Origin of the sequence: Nostoc sp. ChiVER01 (assembly GCF_034531155.1) — a bacterium.
Taxonomy (GTDB): domain Bacteria; phylum Cyanobacteriota; class Cyanobacteriia; order Cyanobacteriales; family Nostocaceae; genus Nostoc.
The window spans coordinates 1-17,591 of record NZ_JAVRBS010000028.1 but is presented as its reverse complement, the minus strand read 5'-3'; the positions used below and the strand labels follow the sequence as shown (position 1 = coordinate 17,591).

The 17,591-nt window shown below is 42.2% G+C and carries 11 protein-coding genes; 6 read left to right on the top strand and 5 right to left on the bottom strand.

The window, feature by feature from the left end; all coding sequences use genetic code 11:
* Nucleotides 1–227: 227 nt before the first annotated feature.
* On the bottom strand, nt 228–1,082 hold the full coding sequence (locus RMY00_RS28030; RefSeq protein ID WP_322650674.1) for a hypothetical protein: 855 nt from the start codon (nt 1,080–1,082) through the stop codon (nt 228–230).
* Between the two features lie 508 nt (nt 1,083–1,590).
* Between RMY00_RS28030 and RMY00_RS28025 the strand changes: the two genes are divergently transcribed.
* The 4 genes from RMY00_RS28025 (at nt 1,591) to RMY00_RS28010 (ending at nt 6,090) form a co-directional block, all read left to right on the top strand.
* Nucleotides 1,591–2,820 carry a tetratricopeptide repeat protein gene (locus RMY00_RS28025; RefSeq protein ID WP_322650673.1) on the top strand — a complete coding sequence of 410 codons (1,230 nt, stop codon included), beginning with the start codon at nt 1,591–1,593 and terminating at the stop codon, nt 2,818–2,820.
* Between the two features lie 51 nt (nt 2,821–2,871).
* Nucleotides 2,872–4,509, top strand: a complete 1,638-nt coding sequence (gene cobA / locus RMY00_RS28020) for a uroporphyrinogen-III C-methyltransferase (RefSeq protein WP_322650672.1) — start codon at nt 2,872–2,874, stop codon at nt 4,507–4,509.
* Nucleotides 4,510–4,534: 25 nt separating this feature from the next.
* Entirely contained in the window at nt 4,535–5,131 is a 597-nt protein-coding gene (coaE, locus tag RMY00_RS28015; protein WP_322650671.1) for a dephospho-CoA kinase, read from the top strand.
* Between the two features lie 653 nt (nt 5,132–5,784).
* Nucleotides 5,785–6,090, top strand: coding sequence for a hypothetical protein (locus RMY00_RS28010; RefSeq protein WP_322650670.1), 306 nt, complete (start codon nt 5,785–5,787; stop codon nt 6,088–6,090).
* Between the two features lie 129 nt (nt 6,091–6,219).
* On the opposite strand, the gene RMY00_RS28005 is transcribed toward RMY00_RS28010, so the two are convergent.
* Nucleotides 6,220–6,585, bottom strand: a complete 366-nt coding sequence (locus RMY00_RS28005) for a DOPA 4,5-dioxygenase family protein (RefSeq protein WP_322650669.1) — start codon at nt 6,583–6,585, stop codon at nt 6,220–6,222.
* Between the two features lie 177 nt (nt 6,586–6,762).
* Nucleotides 6,763–7,293, bottom strand: coding sequence for a universal stress protein (locus RMY00_RS28000; RefSeq protein WP_322650749.1), 531 nt, complete (start codon nt 7,291–7,293; stop codon nt 6,763–6,765).
* A 732-nt stretch (nt 7,294–8,025) separates the two neighbouring features.
* Between RMY00_RS28000 and RMY00_RS27995 the strand changes: the two genes are divergently transcribed.
* Nucleotides 8,026–8,643: a hypothetical protein gene (locus tag RMY00_RS27995; RefSeq protein WP_322650668.1), complete on the top strand. Its 618-nt coding sequence runs from the start codon at nt 8,026–8,028 to the stop codon at nt 8,641–8,643.
* A 220-nt stretch (nt 8,644–8,863) separates the two neighbouring features.
* Here RMY00_RS27995 and RMY00_RS27990 read toward each other — a convergent pair whose 3' ends face one another.
* The gene (locus RMY00_RS27990; protein WP_322650667.1) at nt 8,864–15,460 is read right to left on the bottom strand and encodes a HAMP domain-containing protein; all 6,597 of its coding nucleotides are present in this window, start codon (nt 15,458–15,460) and stop codon (nt 8,864–8,866) included.
* 422 nt (nt 15,461–15,882) lie between these two features.
* Between RMY00_RS27990 and RMY00_RS27985 the strand changes: the two genes are divergently transcribed.
* Complete coding sequence (locus RMY00_RS27985) at nt 15,883–16,572, top strand: Uma2 family endonuclease (RefSeq protein WP_322650666.1); 690 nt, start codon at nt 15,883–15,885, stop codon at nt 16,570–16,572.
* Nucleotides 16,573–16,893: 321 nt separating this feature from the next.
* Here the strand turns inward: RMY00_RS27985 and RMY00_RS27980 are convergent.
* A partial coding sequence (locus RMY00_RS27980; RefSeq protein WP_322650665.1) for a HEAT repeat domain-containing protein occupies nt 16,894–17,591 on the bottom strand: 698 nt, incomplete at its 5' end.

Here is a 17,591-nt window from a genome sequence, read left to right as displayed (position 1 = left end):
TATACTAACCATAGTCATTGCACCCCAGCCCCAGCCCCTCTCGAAAAGCGGGGAACTCAGGGCCCCCTCTGGAGATTAGGGGCAGGGAGACGAAGCGTAGCTTCGGCGGGGTAGGGTTCTTGGGGTTTAGTAACTAATCAAGCGGACATGATATCATTTGAAATCTGATGAGGAAAAACTACTGAAATCTGATGAGGAAAAACTACGAATTTCAACCTAGACGAGGTTTACAACTCGGGGTCAGAAACCGTCAGATCGGTGGTCTTACCAATACCAGGGTAGGTTCTGTTGATATTTTGGTCAACGTTGCGATAGCCTACACTACCATCAGATTTGCGGAAATAAATTCCGCCTTCAGATTGAGGATCGCCAACTAATTGCACGCGATTGTCAAGATCGTTATAGATATCCCAGCGCAGAAAGGGAGCAGGTGCCCAACGTGCCCAGCGCCCATCAGTGGTAATCGCCCATAAGCGACCAGATTGGCCGACTGCGATTTGCTTGGCAGTGATACCAGGAAAGGTTTTGTTGATATTTTGGTCAACGTTGCGATAGCCGACACTACCGTTCGATTTGCGGAAATAAATTCCACCCTCCGACAAAGGATCACCAACTAATTGCACGCGATTGTCAAGATCGTTATAGATATCCCAGCGCAGAAAGGGAGCAGGTGCCCAACGTGCCCAGCGCCCATCAGTGGTAATTGCCCATAAGCGACCAGATTGGCCGACTGCGATTTGCTTGGCAGTGATACCAGGGAAGGTTTCGTTGATATTTTGGTCAACGTTGCGATAGCCGACACTACCATCTGATTTCAAGAAGTAAACCGCACTTTTAGTTGTTGGATCGCCAACTAATTGCACGCGATTGTCAAGATCGTTATAGAAATCCCAGCGCAGAAAGGGAGCAGGTGCCCAACGTGCCCAGGAAAAAGTATTTTGAATAATCGCCCAGGGACTTGAGGTATCTGGGCCTGCCAATGCCGAGTCGTGCGTTAAACAAATAATTGAGAAGGTAGTCAGCCCTACCATTGGAATAGTTACCAAGGGTTGAATGAATCTCGGAAACTTTGCAATGCTCATAATTTAACCGTGGTTAGAGTATAGGATAAATTCTCATTCAGTACTTCAAGACCTTGAAGAAAGCGTAACTGTTGACACTCCCCCATACTGCTCAAAGAGAAATCAAGGATTTCGACAATTTTGTTTTAGAGAGAGTGAATAATTACTTGAGAACTCTCCAAGAGTTTTTCTCGGTTAGATTTCAAGTAATATTACGTAAAAGAAAGCAATCTGTTCTTTAGACACGTATTATAGAGTTAATCCAGTACAATTACATTATTGAACAAAATAAAACTTAATCTAGTCAATTATGGCTCTGTTAGCGAGTTGCAATTTCTGGTGTAAGCCAATACGCTTGGGTTAAGGCTAAAAAATAAAACTAGTGTAGGTTGGGTTGAGGAACGTAGCAAGATCCCGCAGGGTAACCCAACATTATCAAGGCTTTGTTGGGTAACACTAAAGTTCAACCCAACCTCATATATTAGGTCTGAACACGCTGAGTTTTACGCTTACCGAGAGCTTTATAAAAATGCTGGAAAACAAGAATCTATTGGTAGCAACTATTATCTGCTTGTGTTTGAGTAATGGAAATACTACCTTTGGTAAAGATGTTGGCGTTGTTTTATCAAAAATTCCAGACTTAAATCAAGCAGCAGTTGCTAAAAACAAAAATGCAGTTGCTTACTTTGAGCAAGGAACCAATCTTTACAAACAAGGAGATTTCAAAGGAGCAGAGGCGGCTTTTCGGAAAGCAATTGAACTAGAACCGAACTTTGCCCAAGCTTATATTGCTTTGGCAAATACTCTTGACGATCAAGGTAAACCACAAGAAGCGATCGCACATTACAAAAAAGCCATTAGCCTCGATCCGAAAAACCCTGGAGCATACTTCAATTTAGGTTTAACTTTAGCAAGACTCAATCAGTTAGAAGCTGCGATCGCACAATATAAAAAAGCTATCAGCCTTGATGCCAACTATGCAGACGCTCACTATAACTTAGGAAATGCTCTCTATGCTCAAGGCAAGCTAACAGAAGCAGCCACCGAATATACAGCAGCTATTCGCCTCAAACCCAATTATGCGCCAACTTACACGCGTCTGGGAAATGCTCTGTACGATCAAGGTGAGCTAGCAGAAGCAATTACTCAGTACAAAAAATCCATTAGCTTTGATCCCAAGTATGCAGAGGCTCACTATTACTTAGGGAACGCCTTGTATGCTCAAGGAAAGCCAGCCGAGGCAATCGCCGAATATACAGCAGCCATTCGCCTTGATCCCAAAAATCCCGCAGGTTACAACGCCTTGGGAAATACTTTTTACGCTCAAGGAAAACTAGAAGAAGCGATCACACATTATAAAAAAGCCATAAGCTTCGCTCCCAACTATGCAGACGCTCACTATAATTTAGCCAGCGCTTTTTATGCTCAAGGCAAACTAACAGAAGCAATCGCCGGCTATAGCGAAGCGATTCGCCTCGATCCCAAACATGCACAAGCTTATACGGGTTTGGGAAATGCGATGGATGATCAAGGTAAACCCCAAGAAGCGATCGCCCATTACAAAAAAGCCATTAGCCTTGTACCCAACGATGCATTCACTTACTATAATCTGGGGATCGCTTTGGGAAGAGAACAACAGCTAGAAGAAGCGATCGTTAATCTCAAAAAAGCCAGAGAGTTATTCCAAGCCGAGGAAAATAAGGAAATGGTTGAGCAAATCGATCTGCTAATCGAAAAAATGAATATCCGAACGAATTGAAGCAGTAAGAGCAGGAGAGGCAGAGGGAGAAAAACTAATGACAAATGACAAATGACTCAAGAAAAGGGTAAAGTCTACCTCGTAGGTGCTGGGCCTGGAGATGTGGCATACCTAACGGTAAAAGCTTACAATCTCTTAGCTGCTGCTCAGGTTTTAGTTTACGATGCCTTGGTAGATGCTCAATTATTGCAGTGCGTACCACCTGATTGTTTGAAGTTGGATGTTGGGAAACGCGGAGGAAAACCCAGTACAACCCAAGCTGAGATTAACAAGTTACTGGTAAAGCATTGCCAGCAAGGGAAACAAGTTATACGGCTCAAATCAGGCGATCCGTTGATTTTTGGGCGTTGCACTTCCGAAATTGAAGCCCTAAAAGCATCTGGTTGTGATTTTGAACTAGTACCAGGAATTTCCTCAGCCCTTGCAGCACCTTTGTTAGCAGGAATTCCTCTTACAGATCCGGTGTTAAGTCGCACTTTTGCAGTGCTTACAGCTCATGAACCAGAAGTTTTAGACTGGGAAGCACTCTCACGGCTAGAGACATTAGTAATTTTGATGGGAGGACGACATCTTCCAGAAATCGTACATCAACTAGTGCGACACGGGCGATCGCACTTAACACCCATTGCTATCATTCGTTGGGCAGGAACTCCTCGTCAACAAATTTGGACAGCGCAACTGGGCAATATTGTAGAACAAACCACCGAATTATCCGTTTCTCCAGCAGTAATTGTTATTGGGGAAGTTGTTGGGCTACGGAAGTACTTACAACCTGAGAATATATATTTAGACGAAATTATCAGGCAAGAGCCTGGAGAAAGACATTCCCAGGTTCCGGCTGTGAACGAGAGTATTTTTATACCCAAACCTATGTTAAGTAACTTCTCCTCATCTCCTCTTCCTCTCAGTGGCAAAACAATCTTGGTAACACGTTCAGTTGGACAATCGAGCCAATTTAGCGATCGCCTCATCGCATTAGGTGCAACAGTAATCGAAATGCCTACCTTAGAAATCGGCCCGCCCTCCTGTTGGGAAGCTTTGGATAATGCGATCGCTTATTTATCTGACTTCGATTGGTTAATTCTTACTTCTACCAATGCCATAGACTACTTTTTTGAAAGGCTAAACGCCCAAGGTAAAGATAGCCGGGCCCTAGCAGGCGTTAAAATTGCCGTCGTTGGTGAGAAAACAGCCCATTGTCTAAAACAACACTCTCTTCAAGCAGATTTTATTCCCCCCAATTTTATTGCCGATTCTTTAGTAGAAAATTTCCCAGAGGATCTGCATGGTAAAAAGGTTTTATTTCCCAGAGTTGAAAGCGGCGGCAGAGAAATTTTAGTTAAGGAATTAACTCTTAAGGGAGCAAAGGTAATAGAAGTTGCCGCATATCAATCTTGTTGTCCTAGTGGTATTCCACCAGAGGCACAGTTAGCTCTCCAAAATCGCAAGATAGATGTGATTACTTTTGCCAGTTCTAAAACTGTGCAATTCTTCTGTCAACTTACTAACAAGATATTTGCCAACAACTCTGATCCTAGCCAATTCTTAGAGGGCGTTTGCATTGCCTCTATCGGGCCTCAAACCTCCAAAACCTGTCATTTTTTATTCAAGCGTGTGGACGTAGAAGCCCAAGAATATACTTTAGATGGTTTAACCCAAGCATTGATCGCATGGGCAACAAATTATTAGATGAGGGGCAGGGGGAAAATGACAAATGACAAAACGTATAATCGGCTTAACTGGGGGTATTGCCACAGGCAAAACCACTGTCACCAATTATTTAGCTAGCGCTTATAACTTGCCAATTCTGGATGCGGATATTTGTGCTAGAGAGACAGTATCTTTAGGTTCACCTATTCTTGATGCGATCGCAGGGCGTTACGGCGAACAAATTTTACTACCAGATGGCAGCCTCAACCGCCAAAAGCTAGGTGAAATTATCTTTAATCGTCAAGATGAACGCAACTGGATAGACAATTTGATTCATCCAGATGTGCGCGATCGCCTTGAGGAAGCGATCGCCTTATCTTGCTCACAAACACTGGTGTTAGTAGTGCCTCTCTTATTTGAAGCTGGGATGACTGATTTAGTTACAGAAGTTTGGGTAGTGTATTGTTCACAAGAGCAACAGCTACAAAGATTGATACAACGAAACCATTTAAATAAAGAACAGGCACAAGCCCGGATCAACAGTCAATTATCTATTGAAGAAAAAGTGGCTCATGCAGATGTCGTTTTAGACAACTCTTCCACCCTAGAAGTACTACTGAAGCAAGTAGATATAGCTCTAAAAACCACAACTAGGGACTAAATACTATTTATATTAAAAAATATACATAGAATATATTCTCAAAAGATCAAAGGTTTATACAATAAATATTATTTAGTTAAGTAAAAAAACTCCTATCTGACCTAGATTTGTAAAATAATTCGGTGGTTTTACAGTTGAAGCTGCGGTTTATAGTAATGTAAGTTTAATTGGTTAATCAATAAATAAATGCTATAAATCTCTGGATCATGTGATTCTAATCATACTCAAAGTTCAAGGTATAAAGTAATGAATAGTTAATTTTTGCCTGAGATATACAAAATCATGAATGATTTGAAAGGGTTGTTGAGCAAAAAATATCATTAAGTAAGAATTAAATATTAATAACTAATAATTAAGATTTAAGAAAACTTAATTGAAAATTATCCCTCCTAATTTACAATTATTTTTCTAAGTACCGTGTCAACGAGCTGCTTGTAATTTATTTTTTGCTAATTGTGGGTACAGGCACTTAATTAGACATTGGGTGATGTATTGGCTTTCTAGCTGTTAATGCGATTGATTCCTAACTAGTTTTTCACCTGTTCATTCTGAATTGGTGATTGAAAGGAATCGAGATTCACTTAGAGTCCAGAACTCTTCGTTATAGATTTCTTCTTAGGGAAAACTCACTTATGTCTTTGATCAGGACAAGTATGAACTTAAGTTTTAGTTTTTTAAGTAAGTTAGCCCTAGTTAACTTTCCAGCAAACGAATTAAAACAGAAGCATAAAGTACACGATTATACCCGACTAGTTTCTGGAAGCGACTACGTATTTGAGCGCCTCAATGAAGGAACAATCGGATATATAACTGGAAGCGGGACAGTCATTAAACCCTCTGATCGCATTATTTTACAAGAAGGTTGTGAATCTTATCAATATCAAGTTGAGGAAGTTGATTATTACTCAGATCCGTCCGATATGTGGATAGCTTTACTCAAGCAAGTGACGATTGACTAAATATTAAAATCAAGATATATAATTTAAATTTTGTTCAACCCCAATCTGTTTAATATTCTTTAACATTGATCGACAGAAAAAATTTTATGCCCCAGCCAAAAGTTTTACTCAATAAAATGAGCTATTTTTTTAATTAGATAAAGTTGAATTAAGCTGTCGAAGAAACTCAATATTTAAATCCAGCTTTTCCCCTAACCATAAAGAATGAACTGCGTGATCAGCCACAGCATCGCCTGTCTCAGGGTGGACGAGAACATCCAATCCCTTACGATTAAGCATTAACCAGGGAACAACTTTATCAAACTGATTCGGTAAGAAAGCAACTTGATACATTCCTTTTGGGTGGGGGCCGATGGGCTTGTCAAACCAGCGTCCGAGTTGCACATCAAACTTAGCTCCCAATCCATCACGTACACGCGCAGCTACATCCCGACTGGCGGGATCGAAGTAAACATGAGCATGAAAACCAGTGATCTCAATAATATCTTCTTCCATAGATCCACTTTTCGTTCTCAACTCTAATTTTGGCTAGCCGACTTTTTCTTTTTCACTGAAAAAGCGACGTCTACGCTTAATTTTAGCCTAATACCATCTCGTTAAGGATCGGTTGTGGAGATTGGAGGAAGTAGGTAGGCGAGAATACACCAAATTCAGAGTTTAGCTTGCTCAGATTTATGCAATATTACTACTAGTTTCTTTGACAGCTTCATGTGTTTTAGGAGCAACTGAAAGATGCACAACATGTACCGTACAAGGAGCATGGTGAAGAACATAGTTACTCACACTACCGAGAAATAGCTCCATCAGCCCAGAACGACCTCGACGCCCCATCACAATTAGGTCAGCGCCATAACTATGAGCAAAATCACAAATGATGCGACCGGGATTACCAATATTTTGTGTAAATTCCGTAGTTATACCTGCTGCGTTAGCTTGGGCGCAGAAAGATTGCAACATTTGGATTCCTAAGTTTTTAAAGGTATCCCACTGCTTTTGATATAACTCAAAGTTTTGACTACTTAATCCTGGATAGTAGTCAAAATTAGACAGCATAGGTACATAAGGACTACCCTCTTCTTCGGGAGACAAGACATGCACTAGCATTAAGCTAGCTTGTGTTAACTTTGCTAAACCCAAGGCTTCCTCAAAAACCTGTTGCCCTATTTCTGAGCGATCTAATGCAACTAGAATCTTTTTAAACATCATAATAGACCTCCGATTTCATTGGTAAATGGTCTTTACGGTTTCTGGTTTCCAAATGCTGGATTGTCAAAAATGACTAATCTCTCAACTATGTTTAGTGAGTTATGAATTTTAAACTTCTTAAAGGTTTTCGCCCTATATTTATGTTTATAGCAAAACAAGTTGAGGAACTTGTGAAGAAGACATTTATCTTTAATTACCAGGAAAGGCTGTGTTCTATATAATACATTGCTAGCCAGTATTTAGTTTGAATAGATTTTCACACCTTTGCTTCCACAAATATCACACGGCATTTGCCACTTTACTAAGGCATGTCATCAAATAGGTATCAATTTAGTTTAGAATCGATACGTTTTCTATATATGTTAAAGGCGGTACTCAAAAGTCAAGAATGTTTTCCCTTAACTTTTATGCCAAGAGAAATTTTGGATATTCATTTCTCCATTCCAGTATTAATATATGACTCATATTTGATTTTTGAACAAAACTCAGTACACCCTTATTCCTTCTTCCCAGTCCCCAGTCCCCAGTCCCCAATCCTTTACCTCTAGATAGTAATTCAAAAATTAAATCGGATTGCTATAGATTGTGCGTAGTTTTTAATTAGTATTAATAAGCCATTATATGATAGTCTAATTGTTAAAAATAATTTTTGTAGGCTCTTCTAACCTCAGAGTTTATAAGTTCCGAATCTAATGTACAGTCTTTCGTAAGTGGTATTGAGGAGAAAACGTGGGATTTCAGAAGTTATTGTATATTTTTACTCTAGTAGGGATTGCTACGTTTGCTCTGGATATACCTGTATTTGCTCAAATCGCGCAGACTCTCTCCAATTCTTCACAATCGAATTGTCGTGCAACTAAAGTAGATACTGCAATTTTCAAAGAACCTTCAACATCATCCAACGCTATCAGAATATTACCAGCCAAAACAACGATTGCTTTAGCATATATACCAGCTAGTGGAGATAAATTTGTCAGAATTAAATCTCCGACTTCAGGGTTTATTCAAACTGGTGTGCTGAAGTTTTGTCAGACAAATAACAACGCTCAAAACGTGTGGACTAAACCGACTATTGGCAGTGCATGTCGGCGAATTGTACAACCTGTAACTCTACGTGGTCAACCAAGTACAAAAGGAGCTTTTATTACAACACTTAATTCCAACACAATCGTATTTGTGAACTTGGTTACAGGTAATATAGTTAAGTCATACAAATCTGAAAATTATATTTGGGTAGAAATCGACCTTTCCAGAAGTTTCCCACAAGAGTTATCCGGTAATGGTTGGATAGCCAATACTGACTTAGTAAATACTCCCGGATTAAGCAATCTGGCTTATTGTAGCTAGTAGCTTATTTCGCTCAGTATTTCCACTAGGTATGAGTTTCTCTATGCGCTAGGGGTAACGGTTCAGGGGGTAGAAGAGCGATCGCCAAAATAGCCTGATATTACTTGGATACTTGCTTCAATTTTTTAGGTAGTCGCCCAATACGGTTTGGATAAGCAGGGGAGAAAAGAGAGTTATTTATTATTAAGCAATATTTCTCTTCCCCTGCCCCCTACTATGATCAACGGTATAGCCAAACACGCAATAGTGAAAGCAATTGTTCAGTATCTACAGGTTTTGTGATGTAGTCTGATGCGCCGGCTTCAATACACTTTTCACGATCGCCTTGCATAGCTTTAGCGGTCAGTGCAATAATCGGCAAAGATTTAAATTGTTCGTTTTGGCGGATTAAGCGTGTTGTTTCGTAACCATCCATTTCTGGCATCATTACATCCATCAAAACTACATCAATATCTGGTGTAGTTTCCAATAAGGTAATCCCCTCGCTGCCGTTCTCAGCATATAAAACCAGTATTTGATAACGCTCCAGCATACTTGTCAGCGCGAAGATATTACGTACATCGTCGTCTACAATTAGCGCTTTCTTGCCAGCGAGTAAGTAGTCTACAGAATGCAGTTGTTCAAGTATTTCTCGTTTTGGTGCTGGTAAATTTGCTTGGACTCGGTGTAAAAATAATGCTGTTTCATCAAGGAGACGTTCGGGCGATCGCACATCTTTAATGATGATTGTTTCGGCAATTCGTCTGAGTTCCGTTTCTTGAGCTTTGCTAATTTCTCTACCTGTGTAGACAATAATTGGTAGAGTTTTGCCGTTAGGTAGAAGCTTTATCTGCTCGATAAGTTCAAACCCAGTCATGTCAGGTAGCCCTAAATCAAGAACAAGGCAATCAAAATGCTTGGCGCGAATAGCTTCTAAAGCTTCTGCACCAGTGCCCACTGCTGTGGTAGAAACATCGCTGTTACCAATTAGCTCGACAATACTAAGCCTTTGAATGTCGTCGTCTTCGACTACTAGCAAATTCTTCACTTGGCGCTCAACAAAACCTTTAATTTTGGTCAACGCTTCGGATATTATCTCGCTGGTTAAGGGCTTTTGCAGATATGCGATCGCACCTAATTGCAAACCGCGCTGTCTCCCGTCCTCAACGGTCATAATATGTACAGGAATGTGGCGGGTATTTGGGTCATGCTTGAGACGATCTAATACCGTCCAACCATCCATTTCTGGCAACCTGATATCTAGCAAAATGGCTGAAGGTAGGAATTGCTGCGCTAGCATTAAACCTGTAGTGCCTGTTTGGGCAGCGATCGCCTTGAATCCGTGCTGTTGTGCCATATCTAGCAGGATACGCGCAAAGTTAACGTCATCCTCAACAATTAGTAACACGCGATCGCCTCTTTCAATAGTAGTGCGATCGTCATTTAGGAGTGGGGAGTGGGTAGAGACGCGATTAATCGCGTCTGTGCTGGATTGCGTTGATGTTGACTCAGGACTCAGCACTCGTGACTCTGGACTCAATTGGGGGAAGTAGAATGTAAAGGTGCTACCTTGACCTGGTTGACTAATTAGTTTAATTTCGCCGCCAAAGAGACGGGCGATTTCACGGCTGATTGATAAGCCCAATCCAGTACCGCCATATCTGCGACTGGTAGAGCCATCGGCTTGCTGAAATGCCTCGAAAATCACTTTCTGCTTGTCGGGGGCAATGCCAATGCCTGTATCGCTGACTGAAAAGGCGATAACATTTTGAGCGCGATTTAAGGTTTCTTGGTCTTTGCTCCATCCCTGCTTCGCCACCGCAATCTGTAAGCGTACTTCTCCTTTTTCTGTAAATTTAAAAGCGTTGGAGAGGAGATTTTTTAAGACCTGTTGTAAGCGTTTGACATCTGTATAGATGGTTGTGGGCAATTCAGGAGCCAATTCAATTGTGAAACCAAGTCCTTTGCTGTGAGCAATTTGTCGAAAGTTGCGCTCAATCTGCTCGCCCAATTCTGTCAATGGCATTTGAGTCATGTCAATTGACATAGTTCCAGATTCAATTTTGGCGAGATCGAGAATGTCATTGATTAACGCCAACAAATCAGTACCTGCTGAGTAAATTGTTTGGCTGTATTCAACTTGTTTGGCGGTGAGATTGCGATCGATGTTATCTGATAACAACTTCGCCAAAATCAACAAACTGTTTAGCGGTGTCCGCAGTTCATGGGACATATTGGCGAGAAACTCTGATTTATATTTTGAAGAAAGGGCGAGTTGTTCAGCTTTGTCTTCTAAAGAAAGTCTTGCTTGTTCAATTTCCCGATTTTTGCGCTCGACTTCTTTCTTTTGCATCGCCAACAACTCTGCTTTTTCTTCTAATTCAGCGTTGGTTTGTTGCAGTTCCTCTTGTTGTCCTTTGAGTAAATCTTCAGAGGCTTTGAGTGATTGCGCTTGTTCTTCTAAGCGCTTGTTAGTTTCCCTAAGTTCGCTTTGCTGAGTTTGGAGTTCTTCAGCTAAAGATTGCGACTGCTTGAGTAATTCTTCGGTTCGCATGGATGCTGCGATCGTGTTGAGGACGATCGCTATACTTTCGGTAAGTTGGTCGAAGAATGTCAGATGAATTTCGCTAAAGCGCCGGAAGGATGCTAATTCTATGACTGCTGTCACTTGTCCTTCAAAGAGTACAGGTAACACTACAGCATTGAGTGGAGACGCTTCTCCTAAACCAGAGGCAATTCTGACATAATCACTTGGCACATCCGTTAGCAGTATTCGCTCTTTTTCTAAAGCGCATTGTCCCACCAAACCTTCACCCAAATAGAAGCGGTTAGCTAAATGTCTGCGTTCGCGGTAAGCGTAGCTACTAATTAGTTTTAAAAACGGTATATTTTCTCCAGACTCCATCAGGAAGAATACGCCGTGTTGCGCTCCAACTAAAGGTGCTAGCTCTGAGAGAATTAATTTAGATACGGTTTCTAAGTCTCGTTGCCCTTGCAGCATTCGGGTAAACTTGGCGAGGTTAGTTTTCAACCAGTCTTGCTCAGTGTTTTTCTGCGTTGTCTCGCGCAGATTAGCAATCATCTGGTTGATGTTGTCTTTGAGTATCGCAACTTCCCCTAGTGCTTCGACGGCAATTGAACGAGTTAAATCACCTTTTGTTACAGCTGTAGCAACTTCTGCGATCGCTCGCAACTGAGTTGTCAGTGTAGCAGCAAGTTCATTTACATTATCCGTCAAATCTTTCCAAGTTCCAGCCGCGCCAGGTACTCTCGCTTGTCCGCCTAACTTTCCTTCAATTCCCACTTCCCGCGCTACTGTAGTTACCTGATTGGCAAATGTCGCTAGAGTATCAATCATCTCGTTGATTGTCTCTGCTAAGGTTTCAATTTCTCCCTTAGCATCTAACATCAGTTTCCGTTTTAAGTCACCGTTAGCAACTGCCGTTACAACTCTGGCGATACCGCGCACTTGTGCCGTTAAGTTCCCCGCCATCGAGTTAACGTTATCTGTTAAATCTTTCCAAGTTCCTGCAACGCCTTGGACTTGGGCTTGTCCGCCCAACTTACCTTCAGTCCCCACTTCCCGCGCTACCCGCGTTACTTCTGAGGCAAAAGAACTAAGTTGATCCACCATTGTATTGGTAGTATTCTTCAAGTCCAAAATTTCGCCTTTGGCATCGACGGTAATTTTCTTAGATAAGTCGCCATTAGCTACCGCCTTGGTAACTTCTGCGATGTTACGAACTTGTCCGGTAAGGTTCCCCGCCATCGAGTTAACGTTATCAGTTAAATCTTTCCAAGTCCCTGCAACTCCTCTAACGTAAGCTTGTACGCCTAATTTACCTTCCGTTCCCACCTCACGGGCAACCCTTGTTACTTCTGATGCAAAAGAATTTAGTTGATCCACCATTGTGTTGATGGTGTTCTTGAGTTCCTGAATTTCACCTTTCACATCGACGGTAATTTTTTTGGATAAGTCGCCGTTAGCTACCGCCGTGGTAACTTCGGCAATGTTCCGCACTTGTGCTGTTAAACTTCCCGCCATGAAGTTTACGCTGTCTGTTAAATCCTTCCAAGTCCCGGCTACACCTTTAACTTCTGCTTGTACACCTAATTTACCTTCAGTTCCCACCTCACGGGCAACCCGCGTCACTTCACTTGCAAAGGAGTTGAGTTGATCTACCATTGTGTTAACAGTGTTTTTCAACTCTAAAATTTCACCTTTGACATCAACTGAGATTTTCTTAGATAAGTCGCCATTCGCTACGGCTGTAGTAACGGCGGCAATGTTTCGCACCTGTGCCGTTAAACTTCCTGCCATGAAGTTTACGCTGTCAGTTAAATCTTTCCAAGTCCCAGCGACACCGCGCACATCTGCTTGTACACCTAATTTACCTTCGCTTCCGACTTCCCGCGCCACCCGCGTTACTTCACTTGCAAAAGAGTTGAGTTGATCCACCATTATATTGATGGTATTTTTGAGTTCAAGAATTTCGCCTTTGACGGCAACAGTAATTTTCTTAGATAAATCGCCATTTGCGATCGCAGTTGTCACTTCGGCAATGTTTCGCACCTGTGCCGTCAAGCTTCCCGCCATGAAGTTCACGCTGTCAGTTAAATCTTTCCAAGTCCCAGCAACGTCTTTCACTTCTGCTTGTACACCCAATTTACCTTCAGTTCCGACCTCACGAGCAACTCGCGTCACTTCACTAGCAAAGGAACTGAGTTGATCCACCATTGTATTAATGGTATTTTTCAACTCCAGAATTTCACCTTTGACATCGACAGTAATTTTCTTGGATAAGTCGCCTGTTGCAACTGCCGTAGTTACTTCGGCAATATTCCGCACCTGCGCCGTCAAGCTTCCCGCCATGAAATTCACGCTGTCGGTTAAATCTTTCCACGTACCCGCCACGCCGCGCACTTCTGCTTGCACGCCCAGTTTACCCTCACTTCCTACCTCACGCGCAACCCGTGTTACTTCTGATGCAAAAGAATTGAGTTGATCCACCATTGTGTTAATGGTATTTTTGAGTTCCAGAATTTCACCTTTGACATCGACAGTGATTTTCTTGGATAAATCCCCTGTTGCAACCGCCGTAGTTACTTCGGCAATATTCCGCACCTGTGCCGTTAAACTTCCCGCCATGAAGTTTACGCTGTCTGTTAAATCTTTCCAAGTCCCAGCCACGCCGCGCACATCGGCTTGCACACCCAGTTTACCTTCACTGCCCACTTCACGAGCAACTCTTGTAACTTCACTTGCAAAGGAACTGAGTTGATCTACCATTATATTGATGGTGTTCTTCAGTTCAAAAATTTCACCTCTAACATCGACGGTGATTTTTTTAGATAGATCACCATTTGCGATCGCAGTTGCAACTTCGGCAATATTTCGCACCTGTCCGGTGAGATTACCCGCCATTAAGTTAACGTTGTCGGTTAAATCTTTCCAAGTCCCCGCTACTCCCGGAACTTCTGCTTGCACACCTAACTTACCTTCAGTTCCCACCTCACGCGCAACTCTTGTCACTTCTGATGCAAAGGAATTGAGTTGATCCACCATTGTGTTAATAGTGTTTTTCAACTCCAAAATTTCGCCTTTCACATCGACGGTGATTTTCTTAGATAAGTCGCCATTGGCTACCGCCGTTGTCACTTCGGCAATATTCCGCACCTGTGCCGTCAAGCTTCCCGCCATGAAGTTTACGCTGTCGGTAAGGTCTTTCCAAGTACCCGCTACCCCGCGAACTTCTGCTTGACCGCCTAATTTTCCTTCAGCACCTACCTCACGCGCAACTCTTGTTACTTCTGATGCAAAGGAATTAAGTTGATCCACCATGATATTGACGGTGTTTTTCAACTCTAAAATTTCGCCTTTGACATTAACAGTAATTTTCTTGGATAAGTCGCCATTCGCTACCGCCGTTGTTACTTCCGCAATATTACGGACTTGGGCTGTTAAATTTCCTGCCATCAAATTAACGTTGTCGGTTAAATCTTTCCAAGTCCCTGCTACACCTTTAACTTCGGCTTGTACGCCCAACTTCCCTTCAGTTCCTACCTCACGGGCAACTCGCGTTACTTCTGATGCAAAAGAATTAAGCTGATCCACCATCGTGTTGACGGTGTTTTTTAGTTCCAGAATTTCGCCTTTGACATTGACAGTGATTTTTTTAGATAAGTCACCATTTGCGATCGCAGTGGCAACTTCGGCAATGTTGCGAACTTGTCCAGTGAGATTACCTGCCATCAAGTTAACGTTATCGGTCAAATCTTTCCAAGTCCCAGCAACGCCTAGCACTTCGGCTTGAACGCCTAACTTACCTTCGGTTCCTACTTCACGCGCAACTCTTGTTACTTCCGATGCAAAGGAACCCAGCCGGTCTACCATCGTGTTGACAATATTCGCAGTTTGGAGAAACTCACCTTGGAGGGGTCTGCCCTCAATTTCTGTGGCGATCGTTTGCGATAAGTCACCATTAGCGACTGACCGAATTACCCGAGTAGTTTCAGCTGTTGGTTGGACTAAATCTGAAATTAGAGTATTGACAGAAGTAACACAATCTGACCAAGAACCTTGAACATCTCCGAGAGAGGCGCGCTCGGCAATTTTGCCTTCTTTGCCGACAACATTACCAATGCGTTGTAGTTCGGCCGCCATCCGCTCATTCTGGTAAATAATATCATTGAGCGTATCAGCTATTTTCCCTGCCACACCAGTATGGTCTATAGGCATCCGGGCCGAGAAGTCACCCTGTTTAACAGCATTCAGCGTTCTTAGTAACTGATTTAAATCGAGATTGTCGCTGTCTCTAGTTAACTGTTCGGTTGCCATAGCCGTATCCTTAATCTTAATCCTTAAAGAATTTTTTGTATTTTTTGCACCCCGTACTTATTTAAAGTACTTTTAACCAATACGTATCACAATAGAGAGCAGGGAATAGAAAATGAATCAAACTAATTTTTATGGGTGCGAGTGTAAGCAGTTGATAAAGACTGCTAACTAAATGGTATTGCCGTTGATGGATCTGGCATCCCACTTAGCTAATCATAGCTAGTTGACCTCTGTTATGCAGCATTAATTGTCGGCGATGCCTAACTTGAGCGAGTAAGCGATCGCACGTAGAACATACGATGATAATTAACAGTACGTTTTATGATTTTTGGAATTTGAGGAAAACAGCAAATCAATAAATTCTAACTGATAACTGAGGTTTGCTAAAGTCAAAAGTATCCGGCAACTCCAAGGATTGGCAAATGGTTAGAGAGTACTCACACCAGAGACATCTGCCTCCGCTTGAAAGTGGCGATCGCCTAACTCGCCCTGAATTTGAACGGCGTTATGCGGCTGCACCCCATATCAAGAAAGCAGAACTGATTGAAGGAATTGTTTACGTGGCATCTCCCTTAAGACACGAGCAACATGGCAAACCCCACAGTCGGGTGATAACTTGGTTAGGAGTCTACCAATCACTGACTCCTGGCGTTGATTTAAGCATTGAACCAACAGTCAGACTAGATTTAGACAATGAACCTCAGCCAGATGCAGCGTTGTTTATTGAACCAGACGCAGGCGGACAAACCCGTTTAAGCAGCGACGGTTACATTGAAGGATCTCCCGAATTGATTGTTGAAATTGCAGCGAGTAGCGTGGCCATTGATACAGGCAGTAAAAAGCAGGTTTATCGCCGTAATGGGGTGTTGGAGTACGTAATCTGGCAATCTTACGAGAATAAAATTGAATGGTTTTGCCTAATTGATGGCGACTATCAATTGCTATCTCCGGGTGCAGATGGAATTATTCGCTCTGGGGTGTTTCCGGGTTTATGGTTGGCGGTGGAGGCGTTGTTAAACAATCAGATGGTGCGGGTGTTGGAGGTGGTGCAAGCGGGGTTGAAGTCACCAGAACATAATGCGTTTGTGCAGCAGTTGCAGAAACAGGAATAAAATGTACTTTAGTTTTACCCCACCCTAACCCTCCCCGTATGTATTGGGGAGGGAACTAGATTCCGGTTTCCCCCCTTTACAAGGGGGGATTAAGGGGGGTAATTTGACTTGTGTATACACCGTAGCCTTTCCAATGGGAGGGAACTAGATTCCCTGTTTCCCCCTTTTTAACGCAATACAGTTGAGTTAAGCTTTTTTCTCTCCCCGTGCTTCCACTGCCTCCTCTGCTCCCCCTGCCTGCCTTAACAGATAAATTTGCTTAACCCAAGCGTATTGTTTTAAAACATCCTCTTAAAGTGAAACAGGAATAGGAGGGTACATCTAGCTAGGTTCATTCCAAGCCCTAATCGCTTCAATCGGAATACCAGCAGGAGCAAATAAAATTTTTATAGTTTCAATACCTGCTGCTGTCACCGCTCTTTGCAAACGTACTTTTAACTCTGGATTATTTTTGATAACTTGCTCAATTGCTTGCCTATTTTTAAGTACTGGATGACTCTCAACAGCTTGAGCCACAATAGGTTGAGCATCGATTACAGTCGGTTTATCCTGCTCCATTTTCTCAAGCAACTGCTCAAGCACAGTTTCTAATTTAGCAATATCTTCTGTAGACGCATAATTGTTTTGAGTGCCAATGTTATTACCTTGGATATTTCCTGTAACACTGCCTATGTTGTTGTTGCTAAAGCTAGCATTATTGAAATTATTTTCTGTCATATAATTATTTATTGTTGTATGAGGTGTGTTTTGAGAACTAGTTAAATCAGCGTTGTTTCTTTTCTCATTCAAGACAGAATCACAAATTTCATGGTTATAAAATTTGCACCGCTCTTGAATTTTAGAAATTGCATCGCTTTTATCTTGTGACGGAGTTTTTAATTGTAACTTCCAGATATGATGTAAAACTTCAGAGCCAGCAATTTCTCCTAACGCCTCTGCGGCAATCCCACGAACAGAGAAATCTTCATGCTGCAAAGCATTAATTAAGGCAGATACAGCTTCTTGGTTGCCGATATTTC

Coding starts and splice junctions, on each gene's coding strand:
- RMY00_RS28030 (WP_322650674.1), bottom strand. CDS start 1,082: ATGAGCATTGCAAAGTTTCCGAGATTCATTCAACCCTTGGTAACTATT.
- RMY00_RS28025 (WP_322650673.1), top strand. CDS start 1,591: ATGCTGGAAAACAAGAATCTATTGGTAGCAACTATTATCTGCTTGTGT.
- cobA (WP_322650672.1), top strand. CDS start 2,872: ATGACTCAAGAAAAGGGTAAAGTCTACCTCGTAGGTGCTGGGCCTGGA.
- coaE (WP_322650671.1), top strand. CDS start 4,535: ATGACAAAACGTATAATCGGCTTAACTGGGGGTATTGCCACAGGCAAA.
- RMY00_RS28010 (WP_322650670.1), top strand. CDS start 5,785: ATGAACTTAAGTTTTAGTTTTTTAAGTAAGTTAGCCCTAGTTAACTTT.
- RMY00_RS28005 (WP_322650669.1), bottom strand. CDS start 6,585: ATGGAAGAAGATATTATTGAGATCACTGGTTTTCATGCTCATGTTTAC.
- RMY00_RS28000 (WP_322650749.1), bottom strand. CDS start 7,293: ATGTTTAAAAAGATTCTAGTTGCATTAGATCGCTCAGAAATAGGGCAA.
- RMY00_RS27990 (WP_322650667.1), bottom strand. CDS start 15,460: ATGGCAACCGAACAGTTAACTAGAGACAGCGACAATCTCGATTTAAAT.
- RMY00_RS27985 (WP_322650666.1), top strand. CDS start 15,883: ATGGTTAGAGAGTACTCACACCAGAGACATCTGCCTCCGCTTGAAAGT.